Origin of the sequence: Saccharomonospora marina XMU15, assembly GCF_000244955.1 — a bacterium.
In the GTDB taxonomy this organism is placed as follows: Bacteria; Actinomycetota; Actinomycetes; order Mycobacteriales; family Pseudonocardiaceae; genus Saccharomonospora_A; species Saccharomonospora_A marina.
The window spans coordinates 1570458-1583615 of sequence record NZ_CM001439.1; the positions used below are offsets into that span (position 1 = coordinate 1570458).

11 protein-coding genes are annotated in these 13158 nt (G+C 69.5%); 10 read left to right on the plus strand and 1 reads right to left on the minus strand.

Features of this window, described 5'->3' with window-relative positions; translation table 11 throughout:
- Positions 1–42: 42 nt before the first annotated feature.
- The 10 genes from SACMADRAFT_RS07405 (at position 43) to SACMADRAFT_RS07450 (ending at position 11411) form a co-directional block, all read left to right on the plus strand.
- Positions 43–1152, plus strand: a complete 1110-nt coding sequence (locus tag SACMADRAFT_RS07405; protein ID WP_083841031.1) for a Gfo/Idh/MocA family protein — start codon at positions 43–45, stop codon at positions 1150–1152.
- Positions 1153–1246: 94 nt separating this feature from the next.
- Complete coding sequence (locus SACMADRAFT_RS07410; protein WP_009153178.1) at positions 1247–2665, plus strand: ThuA domain-containing protein; 1419 nt, start codon at positions 1247–1249, stop codon at positions 2663–2665.
- 114 nt (positions 2666–2779) lie between these two features.
- Complete coding sequence (locus SACMADRAFT_RS07415; RefSeq protein ID WP_009153179.1) at positions 2780–3928, plus strand: inositol-3-phosphate synthase; 1149 nt, start codon at positions 2780–2782, stop codon at positions 3926–3928.
- Positions 3910–4782, plus strand: coding sequence for an SCO3242 family prenyltransferase (locus tag SACMADRAFT_RS07420; protein WP_009153180.1), 873 nt, complete (start codon positions 3910–3912; stop codon positions 4780–4782). The genes SACMADRAFT_RS07415 and SACMADRAFT_RS07420 overlap by 19 nt, the downstream gene beginning before the upstream one ends.
- Entirely contained in the window at positions 4779–6176 is a 1398-nt protein-coding gene (locus tag SACMADRAFT_RS07425) for an EboA domain-containing protein (RefSeq protein ID WP_009153181.1), read from the plus strand. The genes SACMADRAFT_RS07420 and SACMADRAFT_RS07425 overlap by 4 nt, the downstream gene beginning before the upstream one ends.
- On the plus strand, positions 6173–7036 hold the full coding sequence (locus SACMADRAFT_RS07430; RefSeq protein WP_009153182.1) for a TatD family hydrolase: 864 nt from the start codon (positions 6173–6175) through the stop codon (positions 7034–7036). The genes SACMADRAFT_RS07425 and SACMADRAFT_RS07430 overlap by 4 nt, the downstream gene beginning before the upstream one ends.
- A gap of 2 nt (positions 7037–7038) precedes the next feature.
- The gene (eboE, locus tag SACMADRAFT_RS07435) at positions 7039–8139 is read left to right on the plus strand and encodes a metabolite traffic protein EboE (RefSeq protein WP_040926176.1); all 1101 of its coding nucleotides are present in this window, start codon (positions 7039–7041) and stop codon (positions 8137–8139) included.
- Positions 8136–9536, plus strand: coding sequence for an alkaline phosphatase family protein (locus SACMADRAFT_RS07440; protein ID WP_009153184.1), 1401 nt, complete (start codon positions 8136–8138; stop codon positions 9534–9536). Before eboE ends, SACMADRAFT_RS07440 begins: the two co-directional genes overlap by 4 nt.
- On the plus strand, positions 9533–10552 hold the full coding sequence (locus tag SACMADRAFT_RS07445) for a sugar phosphate isomerase/epimerase family protein (protein ID WP_009153185.1): 1020 nt from the start codon (positions 9533–9535) through the stop codon (positions 10550–10552). Before SACMADRAFT_RS07440 ends, SACMADRAFT_RS07445 begins: the two co-directional genes overlap by 4 nt.
- Positions 10545–11411 carry a sugar phosphate isomerase/epimerase family protein gene (locus tag SACMADRAFT_RS07450; protein WP_009153186.1) on the plus strand — a complete coding sequence of 289 codons (867 nt, stop codon included), beginning with the start codon at positions 10545–10547 and terminating at the stop codon, positions 11409–11411. Before SACMADRAFT_RS07445 ends, SACMADRAFT_RS07450 begins: the two co-directional genes overlap by 8 nt.
- Positions 11412–11475: 64 nt before the next feature.
- Here the strand turns inward: SACMADRAFT_RS07450 and SACMADRAFT_RS07455 are convergent, their stop codons facing one another.
- Positions 11476–13104 carry an MFS transporter gene (locus SACMADRAFT_RS07455; protein WP_040925587.1) on the minus strand — a complete coding sequence of 543 codons (1629 nt, stop codon included), beginning with the start codon at positions 13102–13104 and terminating at the stop codon, positions 11476–11478.
- Positions 13105–13158 lie beyond the last annotated feature (54 nt).

The following is a 13158-nucleotide window of genomic DNA, read 5'->3' on the forward strand; positions in this document are numbered from 1 at the left end:
CAGCAAGAAACGGAACCGGGGGGCGACACACTGGGGGTCGCCATGATCGGGCACGCCTTCATGGGGGCCGTGCACTCGCAGGCGTGGCGCAGTGTGGCCAGATTCTTCGACCTGCCACTCGCGCCGCGAATGGTGGCGCTGGGAGGAAGGGACGAACGCAGGGCCAAGGAGGCCGCCGAGCGGTTCGGTTGGGCTTCGGTGGAGACGGACTGGCGTGCTCTGCTGGAACGCGACGACGTGCAACTCGTCGACATCTGCACACCTGGCGACACCCACGCCGAGATCGCGGTGGCCGCGCTGGAGGCGGGCAAGCACGTGCTGTGCGAGAAGCCGCTGGCCAACAGTGTCGAAGAGGCCGAACGGATGGTGCGGGCGGCCGAGCGTGCAGCGGAGCGCGGGGTGCGGTCGATGGTCGCGTTCAACTACCGGCGGGTGCCCGCGCTGTCGTTGGCGCGGCGGCTCGTCGCGGCGGGCAGGCTGGGGGAGCTGCGACATGTCCGAGCGGTCTACCTGCAGGACTGGCTTTCCGACGCAACCTCGCCGATGACATGGCGGTTGCGTAAGGAGCGGGCCGGTTCGGGGGCGCTCGGCGACATCGGCGCACACATCGTGGACGCCGCCCAGTTCGTCACGGGTGAGCAGTTGGTCGGCGTCTGCGGGCTCACGGACACCTTCGTGCGTCGACGCCCCCGCGGCTCCGGCGAAATGGAGGAGGTGACGGTGGACGACTGCGCGGTGTTCACCGGGCGCCTCTCTCACGGCGCGGTGGCGACCTTCGAGGCGACGCGCTACGCGCTCGGCAGGAAGAACGCGATGCGGCTGGAGGTCAACGGCTCGCTGGGCAGTCTGGCTTTCGACTTCGAGTCGATGAACGAGCTGTGGTTCTACGACGGCGCCGAGCCGTCCGAAACGGCGGGTTTTCGCCGGATCGTGGTCACCGAACCCGAGCACCCCTATCTCGGCGCGTGGTGGCCGCCCGGCCACGTGCTCGGCTACGAGCACACGTTCACGCACGAACTGGCGGATCTGTTGACGGCGATCGGCGCGGGCGAGCAGCCGCAGCCCGACTTCGCGGAGGGGCTACGGGTGCAGCGGGTACTGCAGGCGGTGGCGGACAGCGCCGCCGACGGTTCCCGCTGGAAGCCGGTTTGAGCCAAGGCAGAGCGAAGGCGAACAGACGCAGAGCACAGGCAAGCACTGAACGGCAGGACGAGGAGTTTCACCGGTTCGACGGGAGAAGGTACAAGTGCAGCGCAGCAGTGGTACCAGAACACAACGCCGGTCCGCACGCCTCGGTAGGCGAATCGCCGCGGTGGCACTCGCCGTGTGCACGGGGCTGGGCGGTGGCGGACTCGCCGCCGCCCAAGCCGAGGAGGACGCCAGCGTGCTGGTGTTCTCCAAGACGGCGGGCTACCGGCACGCATCGATCCCGACGGGTATCGCGACCATCGAGGAACTCGGGGCCGAGTACGGCTTCGAGGTGGACGCCACGGAGGACTCGGCGGCGTTCACCGACTCCAACCTGGCCTCCTACGACGCGGTGGTGTGGCTTTCCACCACCGGAGACGTACTGAACGCCGAGCAGCAGGCGGCGTTCGAGCGCTACGTCGAAGGTGGTGGCGGGTACGTCGGTGTGCATGCCGCCTCCGACACCGAGTACGACTGGCCGTGGTACGGCGACCTCGTCGGCGCCTACTTCGACTCGCACCCGCAGATACAGCAGGCCACGGTGAACGTGGAGGACCAGCGGCATCCCTCCACCTCCGACCTGCCGAAGCAGTGGGTCCGCACCGACGAGTGGTACAACTTCCGCGACAACCCGCGTGGCGACGTGCACGTGCTGGCCTCGCTCGACGAGAGCAGCTACGACGCGGGCTCCGGCGCGATGGGCGACGATCACCCGATCGCGTGGTGCCACGAGAACGCGGGCGGTCGAGCCTGGTACACCGGCGGCGGCCACACCGAAGAGTCCTACGGTGAGCAGGCGTTCCGTACCCACCTGGCAGGCGGCATCCGGTACGCGACGGGGCTGGCCGACGGCGACTGCTCCACCGAGCCGGTGGAATGCGAGCCCGTGCAGCCTGATCAGGGTTACCGGATGCTCTTCGACGGCACCAGGCACAGCTTGCGGAACTGGAACCAGGCAGGCCCGGGCTCGTTCGAGTTGAGTCCGGACTGTTCCATCCGCTCCGTCGGTGGCATGGGGCTGTTCTGGTCCGACCAGAAGTTCGGCGGATACAGCCTCAAGCTGGACTGGAAGGTGGCAGGCGACGACAACTCCGGCATCTTCGTCGGGTTCCCCGACCCGGGTGACGACCCCTGGGTGGCGGTGAACAACGGCTACGAGATCCAGATCGACGCCACCGACGCGCCGGAGCGGACCACGGGCGCCATCTACGGTTTCCAGTCGGCCGACATCGCCGCCCGTGACGCCGCGCTGAACCCGCCCGGCGAGTGGAACTCCTACAAGATCGTGGTCATCGGGCAGCGCATCAAGGTCTACCTCAACGGCGCGTTGATCAACGACTTCGTCAACACCGACCCCGCTCGCGACCTCACCCGCGGCTACGTGGGAATCCAGAACCACGGCGAGGCCGACGACGTGTCGTTCCGTGACATCCAGATCAGGGAGATCTTCCCCGCCCCTGGGCGGGGAAGGAGGTGACGGACCGGGGCGCGTCGCAGCGGGCGGCGAAGCCGCGACGGTGAGAAGGTCGAGCCTGGCGTGACCGTGTCGCGCGCGTACGCGCGAAGGACGAAGAGCTGAGGTTGTTGCACTATGGCACCCACAGGTTTGTGGTTGATCGGTGCTCGAGGTTCGGTCGCCACCACGGCGATCTCAGGACTGCTCGCGCTGCGGGCGGGAGTGATCAGGCCGGTCGGCTGTGTCAGCGCGCTGCCCGCCTTCGAGCGGGCCGGCCTGCCGGACTGGGACGAGATCCACCTCGGCGGGCACGACATCGTGGACACCCCGCTGGAGAAGCGGGCCGAGCTGCTCACCGAATCCGGGGTGATGCCACCGACCGTTTTCGAGGCCGTCCGCACCAGTCTGTCCGAAATGGATGCCCAGATTCGTTGCGGTTACCATCCGGCCACCCACTCCGGCTCACAGGCCGACGCGGCGAGGCGGCTGTCCGACGACATCGCCGAGTTCGCGCGACGCAACGACCTTGCTCGCGTGGTCGTGTTGAACGTGTCGTCGACCGAGCCGGTCTTTCCGTCCCTGCCCGAGCACGCAGGCCTGAAAGCACTGGAAGCCGCCATGGCAGTGCCCGGTCGGACGGTGCTGCCGCCCAGTTCGGTTTCCGCCTACGCCGCGCTGCGTGCCGGTTGCCCGTATGTCGACTTCACGCCGTCCACGGGCATCCGGCTTCCCGCACTACGGGAACTGGCAGGGCTGAGTGAACTGCCCTACGCAGGCTGCGACGGCAAGACCGGAGAGACCCTGGTACGCAGCGCGCTCGCGCCGATGTTCGCGACGCGGGCGCTGGCCGTGCGCTCCTGGGCCGGTACCAACCTGCTCGGCGGAGGAGACGGGCTGACACTGGCCGATGCCGAACACGCGGGCAGCAAACTGGCATCCAAGGGCAGGGGGCTGGCGACACTGCTCGGTGGCGAGGTGACCGCGCCGCTGCACATCGACAACGTGCCCGACCTCGGAGAACAGAAGGTCGCCTGGGACCACGTTTCGTTCGAGGGTTTCCTCGGTGTGCGGATGAGTCTGCAGTTCACCTGGAGCGGCTACGACTCGGCGCTGGCCGCACCGCTGGTGCTCGACCTGGCGAGGTTCGCGGCGGCGGCGCACGCCAACGGCGAGTCCGGCCCGCTCGCCCAGTTGGCGTTCTTCTTCAAGGACCCGCTCGGCACCGAGGAGCACCGGCTGGCCGAGCAGTTCGCCATGCTGGCCGAATGGGCGGGTTCGCTGTGAAGGCGGCCGATCTCTACGAGCTCGTGCGGGCCCCGGCGGCGCTGACGGCCGTCGGCGACACCGTGGCGGGCTCGGCTGCCGCGGGGCAGCGGCTCCGTGGCAGGCGCTGGGCGCTTCCGCTGGCCTCCATGGCGTTCTACTGGGCGGGCATGGCTGTCAACGACTGGGCGGATCGCGAGCTGGACGCCGTGGAGCGGCCGGAGCGACCGATCCCGTCCGGAAGGGTGAGCGCACAAGCCGCATTCCGCACCGGGGGTGTGCTGACCGCCGCCGGGCTGGGGCTCGCGTGCCTCGGCGGTGGTCAGCGCTCGCTGCGGGTGGCGGTTCCGCTCGCCGCGTCGGTGTGGGCCTACGACACGGTGTTGAAGGGAACACCGCTGGGACCCTGTGGCATGTCGGCGTGCCGGGCGCTTGACGTGCTGCTGGGCGCGGGCGGCCGGTGGCGGGAAGCCGCACCGGCCGCCGCGGCGCTCGCTGTGCACACCATGGGTGTGACGGCACTGTCCGGCGGCGAGGTGCACGGCGGCTCGCCGCGTACCGCGGGCGCCGCGCTCGCGGGGACGGCGGTGTCCACCGGGCTAGCGCTGTACGGCCGCGCCTCCCGCAGTGCGCATCGGGTGGCGGCGCTGGCCTTCGGTGCCTGCTACGCGGCCGCGGTCGGCACGGCGCAGTACCGAGCGCTGGAGTCCTCCTCCGCCGCGCGGGTGCGGGCAGCGACGGTCGCCGGGATCCAGGGGATGGTGCCGCTGCAGGCAAGTGTGGCCGCAAGGCACGGCGCGGTGCGCACGGCGGCACTGCTCGCCGGGGCGGTGCCGCTGGCACGGCGCCTGGTGCGGAAGGTGAGCCCGACATGAGCACACTGCGGTTCGGATACGGCAGCAACGGTTTCGCCAACCACCGGCTGGACGACGCGCTGGCCGTCATCGCCGACCTCGGCTACTCGGGGGTGGCACTCACCCTGGACCACGCTCACCTCGACCCGTTCGCCGACGACGTGGCGCGGCAGACCCGCCGGCTCGCCACCCGACTCGGTGAGCTCGGCCTCGGCGTCGTGGTGGAGACCGGAGCCAGGTTTGCGCTCGACCCCTGGCGCAAGCACCAGCCGACCCTGCTCTCGGACGAGCCCGGTCCCCGGCTGGACTTCCTGCGCCGGGCCGCCGCGATCGCCGAGGACCTCGGCGCCGAATGCGTCTCGTTCTGGTCCGGCGTCAAGCCGTCCGGTGTGGACGATGCGACGGCATGGCGACGGTTGCTGGACGGCATCAGTGACGTGCTGGACGACACGCGGGTGCGGCTGGCGCTGGAACCCGAGCCCGGTCACTTCGTGCAGCACGTTGAGCAGGCGTTGCGGCTGCGCGCGGAGCTGGACTCGCCCGGCAGGCTCGGCATCACCCTCGACGTGGGGCACTGTGTCGCGGTGGAGCCGGTGAGCGCGGCCGAGTGCGTGCACCTGGTCGCCGATGTGCTGTTCAACGTCCAGCTGGACGACATGCGAACCGGTGTGCACGAGCATCTTGAGTTCGGCGAGGGCGAGCTCGACCTGACCGGCACGCTGGCGGCACTGGCCGAGATCGGTTACCGCGGGCTGGCCGCCGTCGAGTTGCCGCGCCACAGCCACGCCGCCCCCGATGTCGCGCGGCGCAGCCTGAAGGCGCTGCATGCCGCCGACTGGCTTGCCGACGCCGAGCGCGCCGTGCGCGCCGACCCCGTCAGGGTCCGCACGCTGTTCCCGGCGGTGGGGCGCAAGGTGGGAAGGGCAGCGCTGCGGCCGGAGGTCGATCCAGGCGGTCTGGTGTACGGCACGGTGGACGAGCGGGCACGCGGCAGGCTGCTGGCCGCGCTGGCCGAGTCGCTACCGCCGCAGGACCTCGCCAAGGAGGTGGCCGAGCTGTATCGCTACGGCGACGGCGCCGAGCGAAGGGGTGTGCTACGGGCACTGCACCTGCTGCCGGACGAGATCGCCGACACCGGCACCGGTCTGGTCGCCGACGCGCTGCGTGCCAACGACACCGGACTCGTCGCCGCGGCACTCGGGCCGTTCGCCGCGGCGCATCTGGACGACCACTCCTGGCGGCACGGCGTGTTGAAGTGCCTCTTCGTCGGCGTACCCACGGCCGCCGTGGCGGGGCTGGCCGACCGCACCGACGGCGAGCTGATCCGGATGGTGGCCGACTACGTCGCCGAGCGAAAGGCGGCGGGCCGGACCGTGCCCGCCGACGCCGAAGCGATCCTGCAGGAGGCTCGATGAGGATCTTCGACCCGCACATCCACATGACGTCGCGCACCACCGACGACTACGAGGCGATGTACGCGGCGGGGGTGCGCGCGCTCGTGGAACCCGCGTTCTGGCTCGGCCAGCCACGCACCAACGTGGGTTCGTTCACCGACTACTTCGACGGCCTGATCGGCTGGGAGCGGTTCCGCGCCGCGCAGTTCGGTATCCGGCACCACTGCACGATGGCGCTCAACCCCAAGGAGGCCAACGACCCGCGCTGTGCGGGTGTGCTCGACGTGCTGCCGCGCTACCTGGCCAAGGACGGCGTGGTCGCCGTCGGCGAGGTCGGCTACGACTCGATGACCGACGCGGAGGAGAAGGCGTTCGCCCACCAGCTCTCACTGGCGGTGGAGCACGAGCTGCCGGTGCTGGTGCACACCCCGCATCGGGACAAGCTGGCAGGCACCAAGCGAACGCTCGACGTCGTCGCCGAGTCGGGGATCGCACCGGAACTGGTGGTCGTCGACCATCTCAACGAGGTGACCGTCGGGCTGGTGGCCGACTCCGGTTGCTGGATGGGCTTCTCGATCTACCCCGACACCAAGATGGACGAGCAGCGCATGGTGACCATCCTGCGCGAGTACGGCACCGACCGGATGCTGGTGAACTCCGCAGCCGACTGGGGCCGCTCGGACCCGCTGAAGACCTACCGCACCGGTCGGGCGATGTTGGAGGCAGGCTACTCGGAGTCCGATGTGGACAAATTGCTGTGGCGCAACCCGGTGGACTTCTACGGGCAGAGCGGCAGGTTGCTGCTCGACCCGATCGAGCACTCCACACCGACCGGCGAGACGTTCGAGGGGAACTCCGTGCTACGCGGATCGAGGCAGTGATGTTGCTTTCCTACTGCACGAACGTGCACCCGGCCGAGGATCTCGACGCGATCCTGCGCCAGCTCGACAGCCACGCCGTGGCCGTGCGGGAGAAGCTGGGCGAGGACCGGCTCGGCGTCGGGCTGTGGCTGGCAGCCACCGTCGCCGAGGGCCTCGCCGAGGATGCCGGGGCACGCCGCAGGTTCGCCGCCGAACTCGAGGCGAGAGGCCTGGCTGTGCAGACGCTGAACGCCTTTCCCTACGGCGGATTCCACGACAGCGTCGTCAAACACTCGGTCTACCGGCCGAGGTGGACCGACCCGCGCCGACTCAAGTACACAGTGGACTGTGTGGCCGTGTTGGCCGACCTGCTGCCCGCTAACGCCGAGTACGGCAGCATCTCCACCCTGCCGCTGGGTTGGCGCGAGCCGTGGACGGCTGCCGACGACGCCGTGGCCGAGGCCGCCTTCGACGAGGTGACACGGGTACTCGGCGAGACCCACGCACGGCAGGGGCGGCTGGTGAAGCTGGCCGTGGAGCCGGAACCGGGTTGCGTGCTCGACACGATGGCGGACGCGGTCGACTGGCTGGCCCGGCGGGTGGACCCCCGACACGTCGGCGTGTGCCTCGACACCTGCCATCTCGCGGTGTCGTTCGCCGATCCCCGCCGCACCGTCGCGCGGGTGGCCGAGGCGGGCCTGGAGGTGGTGAAGGTGCAGGCCTCCTCGGCGCTGCACATCGAATCGCCGGACACCGAGGCGGCACGGGCGGCCCTCGCCGAGTTCGCAGAGCCGCGCTACCTGCACCAGGTGCGCGAGCTGCTACCCGACGGCAGGGTCCTCGCCTGCGACGATCTGCCGCAGGCACTGGCGGAGCTACCCGCCATCGGGCCGTGGCGCGTGCATTTCCACGTGCCGTTGCACGCCGCGCCGCAGCCGCCGCTGACGTCGACCACCGACGTGCTGGCCGAGAGCCTGGCCGCAGTGGCGGAGCACGCGGGGCCTCGGCGGCCACATGTGGAGGTGGAGACCTACACCTGGAACGTCCTGCCCGAGCGGCACCGGCAGGACCTCGCCGACGGCATCGCCGACGAGCTGCGCTGGGCACGGAAGGTGAGCTCATGAGAAAACTGCTGGTGGTCGACGTCGTGGGGTTGACGCCCACGCTGCTGCGACACATGCCGAACCTGAGCACGCTGGCGAACCGCGGGTGGCAGGCGAACCTCGGCACGGTGCTGCCCGCGGTGACCTGCAGCGTCCAGTCCACCCTGCTGACCGGCACCATGCCCGCCGAGCACGGAATCGTCGGCAACGGCTGGTACTTCCGCGAGCTCGGCGAGGTCTACCTGTGGCGGCAGCACAACAGGTTGGTACGAGGCGAGAAGGTGTGGGAAACCGCACGGGCGGCGCATCCCGGTTACACCGCGGCGAACGTGTGCTGGTGGTACGCGATGGGCGCCTCCACCGACTTCACCATCACGCCGAGGCCGATCTACCACGCCGACGGCCGCAAGTCGCCCGACTGCTACGCCCGGCCACCTTCGCTGCACGACGAGCTGACCGCCGAGCTCGGCCCGTTTCCGCTGTTCAACTACTGGGGGCCGACCGCGTCGATCGCGTCCACCAGGTGGATCGTCGCGGCGGCCCGCAGGTTGCTCAGCAGCCCCGGACCCGACCTGCTGCTGGTCTACGTCCCGCACCTGGACTACGACCTGCAACGGTTCGGTCCGGACTCGGCCAAGGCGATGGAGGCCGCGCGGGCGGTCGACGCGGAACTGGCGCCACTGCTCGCCGACGCCGAACGGCAGGGCGCGACCGTGGTGGCGCTGTCGGAGTACGGCATCACACCCGCGTCGCAGCCGGTGGACATCAACAGGGCGCTGCGCCGCGAGGGACTGCTCGAGGTCTACACCCAGGACGGGATGGAATACCTGGACCCGTGGACGTCGCGGGCGTTCGCGGTCGCCGACCACCAGGTCGCGCACGTCTACGTGGCCGAAGCGGCGGATGTTTCCAAGGTGGAGGCCGTTGTCGCCGGCCTGTCCGGAGTGGATGAGGTGCTCGACCGCGAGCGGCAGGCACGTTACCGGATCGACCACGAGCGCGCGGGCGAACTTCTGGCCGTGGCCGAGCCGGGCGCCTGGTTCACCTACTACTACTGGCTCGACGACGAGCGCGCGCCCGACTTCGCCAGGGGAGTGGAGATCCACCGCAAGCCCGGCTACGACCCCGCCGAGCTGTTCTTCGATCCCGCCGACAAGCTCGCGAAGGCGAAGGCGGGGCTCAACCTGGCACGCAAGAAGGCGGGTCTGCGGTACGCGATGAACGTGGTGCCGACCGACCCGAGGTGGGTGATGGGTACGCACGGCAGGCTGCCCGACTCCGCCGCCGACGGGCCGGTGCTGCTGTGCTCCGACCCGCAGGTTCCATCCAATGTGGCCTCCAGCGGCCGGCTGGAGGCCACCGAGGTCCGAGACCTACTGCTGCAACTGCAAGGAATACGACAGGGAGCACATCGATGAGCCGACCGGTTACCTTGTTCACCGGCCAGTGGGCCGATCTACCCTTCGAGAAGGTGTGCTCGCTGGCTTCCGAGTGGGGCTACGACGGGCTGGAGATCGCGTGCTGGGGCGACCACTTCGAGGTCGACCGCGCCCTTTCCGAGGACAGCTATGTGCCTGATCGCCTGGAGCTGCTGGATTCGTACGGACTGAAGGTGTGGGCGATCTCCAACCACCTCGTGGGGCAAGCGGTGTGCGACGACCCCATCGACGAACGCCACCGCAACATCCTGCCTTCGCGGATCTGGGGTGACGGCGAGCCGGAAGGGGTCCGGCAGCGCGCCGCCGCCGAGGTCGCCGACACCGCGAGGGCCGCGGCCAAGCTCGGAGTGGACACCGTTGTCGGGTTCACCGGCTCCAAGATCTGGAAGTACGTCGCGATGTTCCCGCCGGTGTCGCAGCAGCTGATCGACGACGGCTACGCCGACTTCGCGGGGCGGTGGAACCCCATCCTGGACGTGTTCGACGAGGTCGGTGTGCGCTTCGCCCACGAGGTGCACCCTTCCGAGATCGCATACGACTACTGGACAACCAAGCGGGCGCTCGAAGCCGTCGGTCACCGCCCCGCGTTCGGCCTGAACTGGGACCCCTCGCACTTCGTGTGGCAGGACCTCGACCCGATCGGTTTCATCCTCGACTTCGCCGACCGCATCTACCACGTCGACTGCAAGGACACCAGGAAGCGCTTCGACGGCCGCAACGGCAGGCTCGGTTCCCACCTGCCGTGGGCGGACCCGCGCAGGGGCTGGGACTTCGTGTCCACAGGTCACGGTGACGTGGACTGGGAGGGCGCGTTCCGCGCGCTGAACGCGATCGGCTACAGCGGCCCGATCTCCGTGGAATGGGAGGACGCGGGCATGGACCGGCTGCGTGGCGCGGCCGAGGCCGTGACCTACATCAAGAACGTGCTTTTCGACAAACCAGCGGCGACATTCGACGCCGCGTTCAGCACCGAAGGGAATTCGAGTGATGGATGACAACGCTATGAACGGGCTCTCGCGGCGGCACCTGCTCCGCACGGCGGCGGCGGGCGCGGCTGCCGTCGGGCTCACCGCGGCGCTGCCCGCCACCGCGGCTGCCGTGGACCATCCGCGCACCAGGCGGATCCCGAAGGATCGGATCAGCATCCAGCTGTACACGCTGCGGGACGTGCTGCGGGAGGACACCGAGGGCACCCTCGAGGCGCTTGCCGACATCGGCTACCGCTCGGTGGAACTCGCGGGGACCTACGGGCGTTCGGCCACCGAGTTCCGTGCCCTGCTCGACCGTTACCACCTTCGCGCCACCTCGGCACACGTCGGCTTCGACGGGGCGGACGTCGACCAGTTGATCGAGGACGCCAGGATCATCGGCTACAGCGTCGCCGACTGCGCATGGGCGAACTATCCGACGATCGAGGAGTGGACGGCGTTCGCGCAGCGACTCGACCGCGCGGGCGAGGCGTTCCGGAAGGCGGGCATCGCGTACGGCTACCACAACCACGCGCACGAGTTCCAACCCATCGACGGCGTGCGGCCCATGGATGTGATCGCCGAGAACACCGATCCTCGCAACATCCACTTCGAGTACGACCTGTACTGGGTAGTCACCGGTGGTGCGGACCCGGTGCGGGAGTACTGGCGCAGGTTCGGCAGGGTACGGCAGTTCCACGTCAAGGACAGGGCTGCCGACGGCTCCTTCGCGGACCTGGGCGAGGGAACGATCGACTTCCCCGAGATCTTCGCGAGGACCTGGCGGGGGCCGATGAAGCAGTACATCGTGGAGAACGACCAGCCCCGCGACGCGCTGCGCAGCGCGCAGGTCGGTTTCGACTACCTTTCCAACGTGCGGTTCTGACCCCGCGAAAGGTCGAGGGTGTTCGGCAGTCCCGGCCTGCCGTCCACTCCCGACCCGAACCGGCCTACCACGAAGGCGGTTGTGACGCCGGCCGGTAGCGCGGTGGTCGAAGTTCGGAGACGCGCAGTCGCAACGGCAGTTCGAGATCTTCCAGCGCGGGCGGCTCGACCCGCCGCCGCACCGGACGTAGCAGCATGAACCCCAGGATCGCGACGAGCGCCAGCAGGCCTGCGTTGACCAGCAGCGCCGTTTCCAGCCCTGTCACGTAGGCCTCCTTGGCCGCCTCGACCACGTCCGGCCGTTGCCCCGGCGGGAGCGAGTTCAACAGCCGGGCGCCGGTTTCGCTGTCGGACAGCAGCCCGTCGAGCGCGTGCCGCTGCTCCACGCTGAAGTAGGCGTCCGGTCCCAGCAGCAGTGCGTCGCGCATCCGCCACTCGACGGCGACGAGCACCGCACTGGTGGCGGTGATGCCGACGACGCTTCCGATCTGCCGGGCCTCCATGGTCAGGCCCGCGACGACACCCTCCTCCGCCTCCGGCGCGGCGATCATCGTGCTGGCCGAACTAGGGGTGTACACGAAAGCGGCAGCGGTGCCGAACGCGAAGAACAGCGGGATGAGCAACACGTCCTGGTAGCGCTGCACGCCGGAAGCCGTGAAGATCAGCGTGACCGCCGCGACCGCGAGCCCGCCGACGACCAGCCACGCGGCCATGCCGCGGTCTGTCAGCCAACCGGCCAGTGAGGAGAACAGCGGCGGACCGATCCCGGACGCCAGCAGTAACAGGCCCGCGGCGAGCGGGTCCAGTTCGAGCACCTGCTGCGCGTAGAGCATCAGGTAGACACTGAACCCGATCGCCGCCCATTGCATGGCCGCCAGGCACACCACCGAGCCGGTGACCGCGCGCTTGCGCAGCAGATCCACCCGCAGCAACGGAGCTTTCGCGCGACGTTCGGCGAACCCGAACGCGACGAGCGTGGCCACACCGGCCGACAGCAGCGTGAAGGTCCGCCAGTCGAAGCCCCAGTACCCCGCCTGCTCGCTGCCCACGGCGAGCATGGTGAGCCCGGCCGCGAGCAGTACCAGCCCGCGCAGGTCCAGCGATTTCGCTCGCGGAACGCGCGTCTCGACCATGTACCGCCAGGCCAGCAGCACCAGCAGCGCACAGACCGGCGCGATCGGCAGGAACAACCATCGCCAGCTCGTCAACTGCACCACGGCGGCCATGCCGAGTGGCGCGCTGAGCGTCGCCAGCGTGATACCCGCCGACAACACCCCGATCGCCCAGCCCTTGGAGTCCTCGTCGAAGGCCTCGGTGACGTTGGCCAGCGCGAGCGGAGCACCGATCGCGATCATGAGGCCCTGCCCGACCCGGCCCGCGACAAGCAGGGTCTCCCCCGGCGCCAGCCCGCACAACGCGGAAGCCAGCCCGAACCCGGTGACGCTGACGAGGAACATCCTTCGCCTGCCGAAGAGGTCGCCGAGCCTGCCGCCGATCAGCACCAGCGAGGCCAGTGGCAGCAGTGCTCCCGCGATCACCCAGTTCACCGCGGATCGGCTGACGTCGAACTCGCGTTGAATCTCCGGCAGTGCGACGGAGACGCTGGACAGCGTGGCGAACATCATCCCGTTGCTGATGACGGAGGCCGCCATGATCGCCTGCTGCCGCCGCGTCATCTGGCCGAGGAGCGCCACACCCGGATGCTACGAACGCTCGGCCGTGCACGCAGTCCGCCTGCACGCGATCGG